We start from the raw sequence: 15172 nt of genomic DNA on the forward strand, positions 1-15172 counted from the left end.
GGGACCCCAAGAATCCCCCGTCCCCGCGGTCCCGGCCGGCCTCACGGACAGGCCCGCACGTTCGGCGGTCGGTCCTCGTCCCGCCGCCGCGCGGGTACGCCGGGGACTCCCCTGACGGCGCCGCGTAGCGGTCACTTCCGGAGGCGGCGCGGTCGCCTCAACCGACGTCCCGATGAATCGACCTGACGAGTCGGGAGCACGGGCCGCAGGGGCGCACAGCGAAGCAACGCCGTCCCGCCCACGTGCGGGACCAGGGGGCGTGGCAGCCCCTCTCACCGGGTGTCGGCACGCACTGCCCGGGTGCCGGCCGAGTTCGGCGACGCCCTCACCCGCCGCACCACCGCCGGGGCCCGCCGGAACCACGCCGGAACCAGCGCGGGCATCAACGCCGAAACCGACCTCGCGCTCGCCCTGGACCGGCACGACCACGGCGCCGACGCGGCCCGTGCCGTGGCCTGTGAGCCGGTCGTCTTCACACAGCGCCCCGGCCGCCGGTCCCCGTTCTCCACCGCCCTGGCCACCCCGCCGGCCCGCAGCGAGCTGCTGCGCGCGCTGACCGACGCCGTCCTCGCCTACCCGGCCGCCGGCCACAGCCCGCCCGCGACGGCCGCCATCGCCGCCGTCAGCACCCGCCACCCGAGCAGGCTCTTCCAGGCCGAACCGAACATCACCCGGCCTGCTGGGTCGAACGCGTCCGCCCGGACCGCGCCCGGCAACTCCTCCTCGCCGGCCACAGCGTCACCGCCGCCGACCGCCGCAGCGGCCTCGGCAGCGACGAGACCCGGCGCCGCGCCTTCGCCCGACACCTGGGCACCACCCCGACCGACTTCCACACCCGCTTCGGCACCACCGGCGGCCCGACCGACGGCCCGACCGGCACTCCTACCGGCTGACGCGGCCCCAGGGGCGCACTGGCCACACAGAGGGCTCCTGAAGCGCCCAGAAGGCCCCTCAGCAGCGCCCCCGGGCCCGTAGACACCTCCATCCACTCAACCAGCCCTCCAGGCCCTCAGAGGCCCCTTCAGTCGCCTCCTCGCCCATGCTCAAGACTGCTGCCCACTGTCGGTACCGACGCCGATGCCGACGCCACTTCCGTTGCCACGCGCGTCCGGACCGGCCCGAAGCCATTCGCACGCCGTCATGACCTCGGCCCGGTGCCGCGACTCAGTGCCCGCGATGACGGTGCTGACCTGGCGCGTTCGCTCCGCCTCCCGCTGCACGGCCTCGCGGTAGTGCAGCCAGCGACGCACCACCGCCCCGATCACCACCGGAACGACCACGGCCGCCGCCCGGGCGTCACCCAGACCTGTCACCACTGCGTCGAACACCATCGCGCTGCCTTCCCCGTCGTTCGCCGAACCGATGCGACAAACCCTCCACCCGGTACGGGATTTCCCTCTAGCGTGAGGAAACTCTGCGGAAACCCGAGAGCACCAGGACCTCTGGAACCCCAGAACCCCCGAAGAGCCGGCGCCATAGAGCCCCGAGCCCAGAGCCCCGAAGCCCCGAGGAAAGCGAGCCCATGCCCAACGGACGGCCGAGGAAGACCGATCAGCAGCCGCTGCCGGAACTGTCCGAACTCGCCGAGTGGTTCCACGCGGCGCTCCGGGCCGCCGGGCACGTCAGCGTCAACGCCTTCCGGATCGCCCCGCGCCCGCCCGGTGCCCCCGCGCTTCCCCCCAAGGACAGCGTCTACGACATCCTCAACGCCCGCCGTCTGTGCAGCCTGCCGACCACCCGGCAGCTCGCGACGGCGCTCGGGCAGCCCCCGGAGGCCGTCACCGCCGTGTGGAAGCGCGCCAGGCGGCAGCTGGAGCGGCGGGAACTCGCCCGACGCGACAGGACGCGGGCCGCTGGCATCCCGGACGTCGACTGGACCGACGTTCCGCTGCCCGATCCGTGGCTGGACGGCCTGTTGCGCAGTCAGGCTGCGGCGGCTGAGCAGTTCCCGTACGACGTGCTCGGTGTCGTCAAACCGCCGCTGTCCGACATCTACGTGGAGCAGGACGTCCAACCGCTCGCGCAGAACGGGGATCGGGAGGAACCTCACGGGCCGTACCGGGACGAGACACAGCGGCCGTACCGGGCCGGACCACAGCGGCCGTCCCGGCCGGCGTCCACCCTGGCCGAGGCCCTGTCGGCCCACGGCCACCTCTTCATCACCGGCGGCCCCGGCACCGGCAAGACCACCCTCAGCCAGCACCTCGTGCGGCAGGTGGCCAGGTACTGGCTGCGGGAGGACGACACGGTGCCGTGGTACCCGAGCGCCGTGGTCGCCGTCCGCATCACCTCGGCGGGCCTCCACCTGCCGCAGGCCTGGTACCGGCAGTTGAGCGAGGCGGTCAACCGGAGCGGCACCCACGCCGATCCGGTGCACCACGACCGGTTCGCCGACCGCGCGCACGGCGTCCGGTGGCTCGTCGTCGTCGACGGCCTGGACGAGGTCTCCTCACCGATCGTCCGGCACAACGTCCTGAGGACGCTCGCCGAGCAGATGACGCCCGGCGGGCACTTCCGGTTCGTGATCACCTCGCGGCCCCTCCCCCAGGGCGAACTCGAACCCTTCGGGGAGCTGCCGGGCGTCGGCTTCTACACCCTCAAGGGGTTCGACGCCGACCAACAACTCGCCTTCGCGGAACGCTGGTTCCGCGCCCAGGGCATGGACGACGCCGTCACGCACGCCCGCAGGTTCCTGGACGAGGTCGACCAGGCGGGCCTGCACGAGGTGCTCCGGGTGCCGCTGCTGGCGACCATCGCCGCCGCCTACCGCAGCCGCAACCCCCACGCTCCGCTGCCCCGCGGCCGGATCGCCCTGTACGAGGCGTTCCTGGAGCAGCTCAGGACCGCGCGCGAGGGGAACACCGAGGTCAGGGAACGGTTCGTCCGACGCTGGGAGCAACGGGACCGGGGCCACATGGCGTCCTGGCTGCTGGACAACCGGGACCTGCTGGTGACCCACCTGGCATGGGCCCGCCTCGACGGATCGCCGTCGACGTCCCTCCTCCGCAGTGCCCGGCAGTGGCTGGCGTCCCACCTCCCGGCCGGGACGCACTGGCCTGAGGAGTCGGACGGCGAACTCGGGCAGTTCCTGGCGCAGAGCGGGGTGCTGTCCTTCGACGGCACCGAACTGTCATTCCTCCACCAGTCGTTCGCCGAGTTCCTGGCCGCCCGGGACGAGGCCGCCGCGATCCCGTCCGACTTCCCCGACCTCGGCAGCTGGTCCGCTGCCGCGACGAGCGCCGGCGCGCGCAACCGCATGCTGTTCACCGCCGCCCTCTGGGCCCGTCGACCCGGCAACGACGTCGCCGTGATCGTCCGGCACCTGCTGGCCGGCGAGTTGCCGCACCGGATCCTGGCGCTGCGCCTGGTCACCGCGGGGGTTCCACTGGGGGAAGCACTGGAGCGTTCGGTGATCGACCGCCTCCTGGACTTCGCCGACGACGGCAACCCCCGGTTCTCCGCGCCCGACTCCGAGGTCCTCGCCGAGTTGTCCCAGCTGCGCGGGAACCGTCGGCTCGCCGCCCGCCTGCGGGCGATCGCCGGCCAGGCCGGTGTCCCGGCGGCCCTGCGCACCGGGGCAGCCGCCGCGCTCGCCAACGTCGCCTCCCTGCGGGAAGGGGTCGTCGTCCTCGAAGGCATGGCATCGACGGAGGAGCCGGGGACCGTGGTCCTGTGCTGCCGGCACCTGGCCGCACTGGACCCCTCGGGCGCTCCGTTCCGGGCCGAGGTGCTGCGGCGACTGCTCACCGATCCCCGTGCCTCCACCTGGGACCGGCTGACGGCCGGGGAACTGCTCGTGGAGGAGGGTGTCACCGAGGGCGTCGCGGAACTCGCCCGGTCCGTCCTCGCCGGCCCGGAGCACAACGACCAGCGCTTGGAGCGGGCAGGAGAACTCTGGTTCGCCGTCGAGGGGTTGCGGGCCGCCGAGGAGGTCGCCCAGGTCATCGGTACCCGGAAGGACCCCCTGATCTGGACCACCAGGGGCCTGATCCTCACGCTGCTCCGCTTCGGCCTCACCGACGAGGCGGCTCCGCTCACGCAGCGCCTGCTCAACGAGTCGATCAGCAGCGATGACATCGGCGACGTCGTGACGGCGTGGGTCGACGCGGAAGGTGTGGCCGGAGCCGACCTCATCGTCAGGTCCATGCGGGGACACTCGCCCTGGAACGCGGACGAGCGCCCGAGCATCGCCCACACCCTGCTGCTCGAAGGATTCACCGACCAGGCACTCGAACTGGTCCGGATGAGCCTCGACGCCTCACCACGGTCGAGGTACAGCCTCCAACTCGAATTCATGGTCCTCGCCAGGGCCCTCGGCCCGGACTCGGCGGACGAGATGCTGCAGTGGCTGGAGAAGCTCGACGCGACGCCCGAGGACCACGCGTCCGCCCTGCGTCTGCTGATCGACGCCGGAGCGACCCCTACGGCCACCATGCCGTTCGCACACCGCCTGATCCACCAGCCCGGCAGCAGCAACCCGGCGTTCGTGACTGCCGCCCGCATCCTGCTGCAGCGCGGCGGAGCGTCGGCCTGCGAGGAGATCCTCGACGCCCTGGACCACCGCCCCTACGGAGGCACGGCCCTGTGCGCCGGCCTCCTGCCCGTCCTGGTCGAACACGGCCAGGACGCGGCCGTCATGGACCTGGGCCGCCGACTGCTCGACGACCCCGGGCTGACCAGGCCGGAGCTCCGGGCCGTGGTCCGGTCCTGGGTGGCCGTGGCCGGCAGCGGGGCCGTGCGCACGATCCTCGACCGGGCTTCGGCGGCCCTCGCCACGATCGACCAGGTCGCCGAACTCGCCTCGCTCCTGGCCGCCGAGGGCCTGCGCGAGGAAGCCGTCCCGCTGTGGTGCCGCATCTGCAGCACAGCGGGTGCCGCCGTCTCGACCCGGTGGCAGGCGCTCCAGACACTGATCGCCTCGGAAGCGCACGGCGAAGCCGACCGGACGTTGCGCGAGGCCCTGGCCGCACGCCCCGCCCCGGCGGAAGCCGCCGTCCTGCGGCAGCTCCAAGCCTGGCTGGCCGCCTCGGCCTGACCGGCGGCACCTGCGGGACGGTCCGGCATCGAGACCCGGACGGAGGATCGAGGGCCCGGACGGATCGAGTGCCCAGGTCGCCCCCGCCTCCGACGGCGGGGGCGTCGGCGAAGCTGCGCGGGGTGCGACGGCGACGGCGACGGCGACGGCGACGAGGGTGCCCTCGGTCTCGACACGGCCGATCTTGGCGCTCGGGTGCGTGGCGGCGAGTCTGACCGCCTCAGCCGAGGGCGGCTGGTGGCTGATGGCCAACTTGTTTATATGCCGTCTACTGGGTTTTTTGTGTTCAAGCTTCCGAGCGCAAAGACGCCAAACGGCGAAATCCTGTCCTCTCCGCCTACTCGGTCGGCCAATCCCACCCGTCGAGGGCGCTGACGCTCTTCCGAGGTCGACCCAGGAACACGAGTCAGCCGAACCTCCGTCCGATTCATGTCCTGGCCGATCTGCCCGTGTCCCGACCCGCCACGGGCAGCGGGCCAACCGACTCCGCCCGTCGACATCACGTGGCAGACGCTCAGGTCCGCCATGAGCCGTCAGCCGTCAGCCGTCAGCCGTCGCTCGGGGAGCGGTCGCTGAAGCCGCGTTCTGCGGAGATGGCCAGAGGGTGCTGACGAAGCAAGCGGGTCATGAGCGCCGGATGGGGTGAAGCGGATCCGGGCGAAACATCCGGACTCCCAGCACAGTCGTCGTGGCCGGGGCGAGTCTCTTCGGTCGGCAGTGACCGTCAACGGGTTGAGGATCAGATCGGCCGACGCGGTGACCTCGGGGAAGGGCGCCAAACGGTGACGGTCACCAGAGGGATCTTCCAAATTCCGGGGTGGCCCTGATGGCCCTCTATGCAGTCGGGGCGGCGAATCCTCCCGTCGAGGTCAATCCGACACTGTCGGGGGGAGGCTCCCCTCGAATGAGAAATCGGGGGAGCTCAAGGTCGTCACAACCGTTTGCGGACCACTCCCCCACTGTCTGCCGAGAGCCGGCCCAACAGGGCGCCGGAGTGCTTCAGCCGGAAGGGCACCAGCCCGGCCTCACTCCCCCGACGCCCGGCCTCGATGGCCGAGACCCGATACCCGAGGCCCGATACCCGATGCCCTCCAGAAATTTTCCGCAGAAAATCGGTGAGCCTCAGCCGCCTCCGCCACGGCACGGCGCCTGCTCCTCAAAGGCATCGCTCTGCCTGTCCTGGTGCCGGCTATGGGCCACCCGGCACCACCACCCAACCGGTGGCCCTACGCCCGGATCACTCACGACCTTCGACCGCTGGTCCCTCCGAAAGAGACCCGTCGCTGTCCTCATCGTCCTCATCGGGCCAGCGCCCCTCCACGTGGAGCTGGATGAGCGCCGCGTGGGAGAGGGGGCTGGCCGGGTCGGTGACATCTCCGTTGATGGTGTAGTCGAGGAGTACGACATCGTCCTTGGTCCTGATCTGCTCGACCAAGTCGGCCACTCGGTGCTCAAGGATCCAGCGGTAGGCCGGCAGGTAGATCCGGCGCCGAGCCGATTCGTAGGACAGCAGCCGGTCGCCGTTCAGACCGGTTCGGTGGCCCCGGACGGGACCGCATCGACGAACCGTCCGCTTCAGTCCTTTCATGGTGGTGACCCCGAGCTTGGCGGGGTCGACGTCTGCGTCTTGGAAAACCTTGAGTGCCTGCCAGATACCTTCCACGGACTGACTCGTCACACCGTCGCTGAAGGGAACCGGGATGCCGCCATGAGGATAGAACGGGCTCAGCCGCACCCACGGATCCGGCGCCTTGGAGGTCACGTCGATGATCTCTGCGCCTGGGAACGCTGCGGTCAATGACTCCATCGCACGGCGACGACTGGCAATACGGATCGACATCTGCGGGCCCCCTGGTTCGACGACATCAGCCACCGAGCATCCCCGATGGCACTGACATTCCGCCCTGCTCACCGAACCGGGCGGCGCTGCTGCCGCTCCACGTGTCTGCTCGCTCGGGCCCCCGCTCAAGAATTTTCCGCAGAAAATTTCGCGCCCACCGATCACCACCTGAGTGGGCAGAGCCGCAGCTCATCACAGCCCAGGATTGCCGCCGGACTGGGCCGTGTCTCGGCCGAGGGTCGGCCAAGGGTCGGCCAAGGGTCGGCCGCTGAAGTCCGCCGAATTTTCCGCGGAAAATTGCTCGGCAGCCCGCTGGGGCTGGATGACCACCTGGCGCCAAAGAGCGGATGACAGGTGGACCTACCGCACGACGACGACCCAGAGGGTGCACCGGAACATGCTGTGCGCCGCTCGCCGAACCCACCGGTGAGACCGTCCTCACGGTGCTCAACGAACCGATCGCCCGCAACGAATCCGCCCCTGCCGCCACAGTCCGCGCAGGCTCTGATGGTCCCGGCCCTCCCCGACCACGGCGGCCGTCGCCCGCTGCCGCCTTCGCTCGGCACCCCTGCTCCAGCCCATGGCCCGGCGCCGGGGCCGGCGGTCCGCGTTGCCGCCGCACCGGCTCTGCCGAAACGAACAGAGCGCCCTACTCGGCGAACGTGGTCGCCGTCCTCGCCGAGGCGGGCGACGACCCGGGGGATCAACGCCGTCTCCGATGAGTTCACCCCGGGTTCGGAGCGACCGACGAGTGTGCAGGGTGCCTGATCGAGGACGTCGAGGGCGTCGAGGACGCGGACGCACTCACGGGGGTGGCCCGTGGCGGGATCGCCCGAGGTGATCACCAGGGCTTGATCTGCGCCGGGCGCGGCACCCCTCCGAAACCGCCGTTCGGCTCACCGCCGCCCCTCTGCACGAGGACACCCCTGAGACCCCAGCACCTTGATCGGCGTCACCTCCCAGCGACTACTCAACGCCTCCGACCCCCGACCCGAGCCGTCACCCCGCCAACCGTCTCCTCCCCCACACCAAGGCCACCGGCGCCACGGTCACCGCCGCCCGTTCTCACCGGTGATCCGGATCCCGCCCTGCATCTCCTGCGGCTCCGGCTCGGCGGACAGGAGACCGCGACGGGACAGAGTGAGGCCCCTCGGCGCCGAAGCCACTCCCCCGCCACCTCCGATCGTGCGGTACTCGCCGGCGAATCGGACTGCCCCCGGATGCACGCCCCCGCGTTCTACTCCGGCACCACCGGCGACTCGTCCAAGGCACTCCCCCGTCCTGGCCTCACTGATCCACCCCATCCCGTCCCGTGAGTACCAGTCCTCCGCCCCTCGCCTCAAGCGCGCCCTCCCTCCGCCCATGCTGGAACCGCAGCCGCTGCACCCGACGACCCGCATACGCCAACGGCGGCACACACTCGGCACATGGCTCCCGGTCCGTCATCAGCACCTGGTCAACGACGGCCAGCTCCCCGAGGCGGCACATCGGATGCCCGCCCGATGTCAATGCCGGAAGAGCTGCAAGGGCGCCGGGGGAGTGGGTACAGGACGCCGGGTCGAGTGCGGGTTCTCAGTTCCCGGTTACCGACCGGGCTCCTCAGTTCCCGGCTACCGGCCGGACTCCATCTCCGAGTGCCTGGCCGATCAGAAGCCGGCCGTCTCCACCGCGCTCGACGTGCCGGACGAACTGCTCCTCGATCCAACCGACGGCCTCGGTGCCCGGGCCAACCACTGGAACTTCGAGCGGCCCCCGACGCACCGCACAGGCCTCTGTGACCCGACCCGGATCCGCCGAGACGTAGTGCGCTCGGCGCGGAAATTTTCTGCAGAAAATCCGGAGCCCATCCACGACCGACTCCACGAACAAGTTGCAGCCCGACGGAACCCGCGGTGAGGGAGACCGGACAGCATCCGGGGGGCCAGAGACCCATCCGACAGCACGCCGACCCACCCCCTCACACAAGCAAGCCTCGACCGCCCCGGCTTCGATTTTCCGCAGAAAATCCGAGCCCTGCCGAGGCCGGCCTCACGAACCGTTGCCGGCAGACCGAGCCGCAACCGAAGGACACCGGCCAGACCCCAGCCCACCAACAGCTCACCCCTGCATCACTCCGACCCGCCCCAGAAACCCCCAACCACCCCCCACCCGATTTTCCGCAGAAAATCCGAGCCCCACCGACATGGCCAGGCACATCCGGCCCGGCAGAATCAAACAACCAGAAGCTCGCCATCTCCACCACGCACGACGTGCCGAACAGGCCAAGGGCTGTCCCGTAATTGATCTTGAGAGGGCGGGAAGGGGCTGGGCCAACCATCGACCACGCCAAGATCAATGTCCTGTAGCGGGCGACCCGCATGACGTCGTCCCACGGAAACCCGATGGTGCAACACAGCTCTGACATCAAGAATCGGCAGATGCATGAAGTGAGGCTGTCCGATGGAATCGTCACTCTGTCCCCACTGCGCCTGGACGATGTCGAGGCGCACCTTGCGGGCGAGGATGAGCTACTCGTGCGCTGGCTCAACGGCGGCCCCAGCACCCGGGAGGGTGTTGAAGCGTACTTCCAGCACTGCCGGGAACAGTGGGAGGCCGCCAGTCCACTCCGCGCGTTCGGCATCCGGGTCGGCACCCCCGAGGTACTCGCGGGGACGATCGACTTGCGGTTCACCGGGGAAGGTCTACGTCCCGGTCAGGTGAATATCGCGTACGGCCTCTACCCGTCTTGGAGGGGACGCGGCCTGGCAACCCGCGCGGTCCTCCTGGCCTCCTGGTACGCAGCCAGCGAGAGCGGGACGGAAGCGGTGATCCAGGTGGAACCGGAGAACCCCGCATCTGCCGCAGTGGCTCAGCGGGCAGGATTCATCCCTGGCCGGCAGACGCACAGCAGGGACGGCACACGGTTCAACTGGTACATCCGGGACCTGCGCGCCGCCGTCGAGTGACGGCCAGCGGTCACGAGGAAGCCCTCACTCCTCGATCCAACCGACGGCCTCGGTGCCCGGGCCAACCACTGGAACTTCGAGCGGCCCCCGACGCACCGCACAGACCTCTCGGACCCGACCCGGATCCGCCGAGACGTACTGCGATCCGCGCGGAAATTTTCTGCAGAAAATCCGGAGCCCATCCACGACCGACTCCACGAACAAGTTGCAGCCCGACGGAACCCGCGGTGAAGGAGACCGGACAGCATCCGGGGCGAGAGAAACGCATCCGGCATCACACCGAGGCGACCCGCCACCTCAGCACGCCTCGGCTACCCCGGCTCCGATTTTCCGCAGAAAATCCCAGTCCTGCCGAACGCCATCGCCCGACGTCAGCAGTTGGCGTCGCGCCAACCCGCCATGGAAGATCCACACCACTGGCCTCTCCACAGCGCTCCGAGCCCCGAAATTTTCTGCGGAAAATCCGAGCCCAGCCGAGACCGACCCTACGAAGCGTCACCGACGGACGGGGCCAGTTGTGGGGGAGACCGCCCAGAATCCAGCCCACCAACATCCCGTCCGGATCACAACAGCCCGTCCCACCACCCCAGCCGATTTTCCGCAGAAAATCCCACACCCACCCGGCAGGGGCAGACACAATCAGCCTGGCCAGCGAGATCGGCGGGGAAAGCAAGACCGGGCCCGACGTGTCGGCAACGGGTGAAACGAGGGCCACGGTAAGGCCTTCACCCATACCGCTACCGCTGTCCGACGGTCGAGAGCCTTCGAGCGGCAAGCGGCCGGCGCCCTGCAGGACCCCGTTCTCCACCCCACTGCCCGACCGCCACAGCGACGAACAACCCCACTGCCGCAGACAGGGACCACCATCGCGCGTCGCCAAGAGGGCCGGTGCTCCAGGCGTTGCTGGGCCGTTCCCCAAAGCCAACGTACGAGCGCCGCTCCACTGCGATCGTGATGCTTCTGCCGCCGTGACCTCCAGGCAGCTCCACACGGCATGGCTGCACAACCGAGCCGGGAACCGAGTGATCCCCTACCGCCATGCGGGCACCACCCGATGGCTAGTGCTCTGACCGCATTGGTTCGCCGGGTTGGCGGTCGTGGCGGTTGGATGTGCGGTGACGTCCGTCCGTCCGATCGTTGGGGTTTTGGTGGCTGAGCCTGTCCGTGTGCACAGGTTGACCGCCGCGCGGCCCGCCCGGACGGCGCCCCGATCTACGTCGTCCTGGACAACCTGTCCGCCCACAGGGGCGAGACGATCCGGCGCTGGGCCAGGAAGAACCGCGTCGAGCTGTGCTTCACCCCGACCTACGCTTCCTGGGCCAACCCGATCGAGGCCCACTTCGGGCCGCTGCGGCAGTTCACCGTCGCCAACTCGAACCACCGCAACCACACCGTCCAGACCCGGGCCCTGCACGCCTACCTGCGCTGGCGCAACACCAACGCCCGCCGCCCCGACGTACTCGCCGCCCAGCGCAAGGAGCGTGCCCGTATCCGCAGCGAGAAAGGCATCCGCTGGGGCGGCAGGCCAGCGCTCGCGGCGTGAGTTGCTCCGATCAGCACTCTTCCGCGACGTCCTGGGACGGCCAGGCCCGGAACAGCGAGAGCGCCTCCAGCTGGGTCGCCGAAGGGCACCTGGCCAACCTCCGGACCCGCCTGGCCCGGAGCCGGGAGGCACCTGATCGACTGGGACCGTCGATGCGCTCTGACGGCATACTGGCGGGATGAGCTTCGGGGTGGGGGTCGGCGAGAGCAACTGGGGCGGCGGGGTGCTCCAGGAGATGTTGGGGCGTGCGGCGGAGGGCCTCGGGGTCGTCCTGCCTGAGCTGGACGAACCATGGGGCGGCATACCCGTGTACGTCGACGCGGGGCTCGGCCGGCGGGTGAGGGTGCATCCGGCCGACGAGCAGCGTCGGGCCTTCTGGGTGTACCTCCAGAGCCACGGCCACTGCCTGGCCTGCGGGTGGACCGCCGATCCGGCTGAGGTGGTCCGGGCGGCTGCGGCCTGGACCGGCGGAGCGGGGCTCGAGGACACCAAGGAACAGGCCCCGGGCATCGACTTCCGCCCTTGGGCCCTCGCGCACGAGCGGGAGCCGCTCGGTGCCGTCGAGCTGGCGTGGTGCCTCAAGCTCGACCGCATCCACATGCCGCCGATGAACCGGTTCCCGCGCGTGCATGCGCTGTTGGCGGCCGCGTACGCCCAGCCGGTGCTCCGCCAACTGATGCCGGTGACCAGCCACCACAACCTCTGGTTCTCCACCAGTACCACGGCGCGATGGAACACGACACGGGTCGGGTACATGATCTGGCCGCACGACGAGGGGTCCTACGGGGTACGGAACCGGAGCGAGTTGCTCGCGCGCTTCGAGACGCCGGAGGAGGCCGTCGCCTACGTGGTGGCCGTCCTGCCGGAGGGGATCGGGCCGGCGCGTTAAAGCGTCGCGCCCTATCGGTGAAGCAGCGTAGCTTCCCGCCCTCAGGGCAGTGAGACGTTCCGCGCATCGACGAATCCGCCCTCGCCGTTGTCGCGGAAGGTGATTGCCTCCTTGCCGATACCGAGAGCATCGAGCAGGACGTCGAGCGCCACCTCGACGTCAGGCTGAGCGCGGCCGACCCAGACGAAGACATCGGGGGCGGGGCTGCCCTCCAGCCGGCTGAGCGCGAAATCGATCTTCTGGATGCGGAACATCGCCGCGTCCACCGGGCCCAGGTCCTCCCAACCCCGTTCGATGTCCAACCGCAGCCGCGCGGCCAAGACGTCCAGGGACGGCGACAGGCCGGCAACCAGCCGGAAGGAGCTGGCCGCGTACTCCCACATGCTGGCTTGGAAGGCTGGATTTTGCTTTCCGCCCTGGTACTCCGGCGCGCGTTCCCAGTCCGACTCCGGCCCGGGAACCTCGACCCCCGCCATGAATCCTCCCCACCCCGCCGCTGAGCTGTGACGCCTCACTCTAGAAGCTCGGCTCGTCACGACTACCAACCCGGTGAACCTAAACGGTCAGAGCACTAGCTCGAGGTCTCGCGGGGATCAGAATTTTCTGCGGAAAATCGTCAGACCGGATTCCCGGATCCTCGCATCGGTTCCGACATCCGGCGGGGGCGGGGGAGAGCCGCGGTGACCGTCCCCGGATGAACACGGCGGGAAAGTCCCGTCGGCCCGCCAGGGATCGACCGGTACCGTACGGGGACGATCTCCGGGGGTGAGCTGATGCGGCCCATGCTGCTGATAGACGTCGACGGGCCACTGAATCCAAACGCGGCGAAACCGCACCGGCGGCCCGAGGGCTACGAGACGCACCGGCTGATGACGCCCCAGTGGGAGGCGGCCGAGCGCCGTAGGCTCCGGGCCTGGGGTCTTCCCAACAAGGCGCCGAAGCCACTGCGGGTCTGGCTGAACCCGGCTCACGGACCGGCGCTCACTGCCCTGCCGTTCGACCTGGTGTGGGCGACGACCTGGGAGGAGGAGGCCAATGACTTCCTTGCGCCCCTTTTGGGACTGCCCACGCTGCCGGTCATCACCTGGCCGGATCCGCGTCCCCAGCCCGATGACGGCGTGTTCTGGAAGACATCGAAGATCGTGTCCTGGGCTCAAGGCCGCCCGTTCGCCTGGGTCGACGACAACATCACGGACGCGGACCGCACCTGGGTCCAGGCCCACCACCCCGCTCCGGCGCTCCTCCGCCACATCGACCCGACGATCGGACTGACGGCGGACGACTTCGCGGCTCTGGCGGACTGGGCACGACTGCTGGTCTGATGGGCGGCTCCCCACCTCGGACAGCCAGGGGGATCTGAAGCAGCACCGCTGCCCAGCGCGCCCCTCACTGCCGGGTGCGGGTCAGTTCTCCCGACCGTCAGCCGCCGTGCTCACCGACACGCCGGCCCAGAGTCCTCGCGCTCCATCGGTTCGTCATCCGGCCAGACGAAGCTCAGCTCTCCGTTCATTCCGGCCACCAGCCACTGGGAAGACGAATTCGATGACACGTTCCGCCCGGACGACGGCACCATACGGAGCGGGTGGGGGCGCCTGTCGGTCCCGGGCGATCCTCCGGCAGGCTTCGACGATCTCGTCATCGGTCACCGGGGGATCGTAGAGGCGGGGCCGGACGCTTCGGGGCAGTCGAGGCTGTGGGGCGATATCCGTCCGGACGGTTCGGGAGCGGTGAACGTCTGTGCTTCGGGCTCCTCACTCCGTCAGAAGCGCGTCAAGGGGCTCATCGGAGACGGCGTCAGAGGGGGCCAGGGGCAGCACCATCGCGCCGCTTTGGCGGCATGCCGGCATGGCATCGAAGCTCTGGGAGGAGGAGGGTGACGTCTACCCGAGCACAGCGCGTCAACTCGATCGAAGCACGGGTGTTCGAGCCGAGTGGGGCGCGCATGACCCCCGCCTCCTGGGCCGCGACCGAGCACGAGGATGCCGTGATGCCCGGGGGTGGTCGTGGTCACCGCCTTCGCGCGCGACCCGGATGTGGAGAGCCCTCCGAACATCTCGGTCGCCCCTGAGCAGACGGTTCCGTTCTCACTGATGCGGCGGTTCGTCGCGCGCGTCGCCGAGCCGGTGGACGCCCTCGGGCGCGACCAGGACCCCCGGCTAGGCTGAAGCCGCATGTCAATGGCCGTGGATGACGGCCGGGGAGGGTCTGGGCAAGTGGAGAAGATGGGCGAACTGGACGAACTGCGGGCACGGGTGGCGGCGCTGGAGGCGGAGGTGAGTCGTCTGCGCGAGGAGTCCGCAGCCGAGCGCTCTGCGGCGAAGCCCGCGACGGCGGCGCGGGGTCGGGTTGCAAGGTCGGAGGCGGTGACGACGGTGAAGCGCGGAGCGGCGGCCAAGGCCGCGGTCACGCCGACCGGGATTGCACTGACAACGGCGCCCACGACGCCGACTGCAGCGACTGGAGCGACGAAGTCCACGAGGACTGTCCGGACCGGTACCGATGTCCGCGCCTCCGGGAACGACCGGGCTCGGACGCCGGAAGCGGTCCGTGTGGACCCTGCCGAGCCGCGTCAGTCGATGACCGACCTCGCCGATGTCCTCGGTGTCATGGTCTCCGAACAGGCCGCCCGGGCCGATCGGGCCGCCCGGGCCAACCGAGGCACCCGGCCCGACCGGGCCGGTCGGGCCGACCGGCCCCATCAGAGCGACCCGACCGAGAAGACCCAGGTGCTGCGGACGCAGCCCAGGGCTCTGGAGGCCCGCAGCAACGCACCCGCCCGACACGGCCAGTTCCTGGAGAGTCTCTTGGCGGGCCAGGCCCCCCTCTCGGAGGAGCCGCACCGAGAGGGGCGGTAGGAACACACCCTCGTCGCCCGGTGCCCCTTCGTGCCCTGGCCGAGGCCCTGCCCCACGACCCGCGG

The 15172-nt window shown here is 70.1% G+C and carries 10 protein-coding genes and 1 pseudogene; 7 read left to right on the forward strand and 4 right to left on the reverse strand.

Annotation, left to right across the window (positions count from 1 at the left end):
• Nucleotides 1-572: 572 nt before the first annotated feature.
• Nucleotides 573-806 (reverse strand): hypothetical protein, encoded by a 234-nt coding sequence (locus AB0D10_RS31985; RefSeq protein ID WP_360262455.1) that lies wholly within the window; start codon nucleotides 804-806, stop codon nucleotides 573-575.
• Nucleotides 807-1043: 237 nt separating this feature from the next.
• Nucleotides 1044-1331: a hypothetical protein gene (locus tag AB0D10_RS31990; protein WP_360262456.1), complete on the reverse strand. Its 288-nt coding sequence runs from the start codon at nucleotides 1329-1331 to the stop codon at nucleotides 1044-1046.
• Between the two features lie 191 nt (nucleotides 1332-1522).
• Here AB0D10_RS31990 and AB0D10_RS31995 point away from each other — a divergent pair, with 191 nt between their 5' ends.
• Entirely contained in the window at nucleotides 1523-5035 is a 3513-nt protein-coding gene (locus AB0D10_RS31995; protein ID WP_360262457.1) for an NACHT domain-containing protein, read from the forward strand.
• A gap of 1237 nt (nucleotides 5036-6272) precedes the next feature.
• Here the strand turns inward: AB0D10_RS31995 and AB0D10_RS32000 are convergent.
• Nucleotides 6273-6908, reverse strand: a complete 636-nt coding sequence (locus AB0D10_RS32000; RefSeq protein ID WP_360262458.1) for a hypothetical protein — start codon at nucleotides 6906-6908, stop codon at nucleotides 6273-6275.
• A gap of 2348 nt (nucleotides 6909-9256) precedes the next feature.
• On the opposite strand from AB0D10_RS32000, the gene AB0D10_RS32005 reads away from it, so the two are divergent.
• The 3 genes and pseudogenes from AB0D10_RS32005 to AB0D10_RS32015 all read left to right on the forward strand — a co-directional run bounded on the left by AB0D10_RS32005 (nucleotide 9257) and on the right by AB0D10_RS32015 (nucleotide 12252).
• Nucleotides 9257-9820: a GNAT family N-acetyltransferase gene (locus tag AB0D10_RS32005; protein WP_360262459.1), complete on the forward strand. Its 564-nt coding sequence runs from the start codon at nucleotides 9257-9259 to the stop codon at nucleotides 9818-9820.
• 1183 nt (nucleotides 9821-11003) lie between these two features.
• Nucleotides 11004-11363: pseudogene (locus AB0D10_RS32010) on the forward strand (transposase); the annotation flags it as partial.
• Between the two features lie 178 nt (nucleotides 11364-11541).
• Nucleotides 11542-12252: a DUF6193 family natural product biosynthesis protein gene (locus AB0D10_RS32015; RefSeq protein WP_360262460.1), complete on the forward strand. Its 711-nt coding sequence runs from the start codon at nucleotides 11542-11544 to the stop codon at nucleotides 12250-12252.
• Between the two features lie 41 nt (nucleotides 12253-12293).
• Here the strand turns inward: AB0D10_RS32015 and AB0D10_RS32020 are convergent, their stop codons facing one another.
• A complete protein-coding gene (locus AB0D10_RS32020) occupies nucleotides 12294-12728 on the reverse strand; it encodes a hypothetical protein (RefSeq protein WP_360262461.1) in 435 nt (144 codons plus the stop codon).
• A 306-nt stretch (nucleotides 12729-13034) separates the two neighbouring features.
• On the opposite strand from AB0D10_RS32020, the gene AB0D10_RS32025 reads away from it, so the two are divergent.
• The 3 genes from AB0D10_RS32025 (at nucleotide 13035) to AB0D10_RS32035 (ending at nucleotide 15107) form a co-directional block, all read left to right on the forward strand.
• Nucleotides 13035-13574 carry an HAD domain-containing protein gene (locus AB0D10_RS32025; protein ID WP_360262506.1) on the forward strand — a complete coding sequence of 180 codons (540 nt, stop codon included), beginning with the start codon at nucleotides 13035-13037 and terminating at the stop codon, nucleotides 13572-13574.
• Nucleotides 13575-14255: 681 nt separating this feature from the next.
• Nucleotides 14256-14417, forward strand: coding sequence for a hypothetical protein (locus AB0D10_RS32030; protein ID WP_360262462.1), 162 nt, complete (start codon nucleotides 14256-14258; stop codon nucleotides 14415-14417).
• A 411-nt stretch (nucleotides 14418-14828) separates the two neighbouring features.
• Nucleotides 14829-15107: a hypothetical protein gene (locus AB0D10_RS32035; protein ID WP_360262463.1), complete on the forward strand. Its 279-nt coding sequence runs from the start codon at nucleotides 14829-14831 to the stop codon at nucleotides 15105-15107.
• Nucleotides 15108-15172: the final 65 nt, after the last annotated feature.

The organism is Kitasatospora sp. NPDC048545, assembly GCF_040651155.1.
Classification (GTDB): Bacteria; Actinomycetota; Actinomycetes; order Streptomycetales; family Streptomycetaceae; genus Kitasatospora.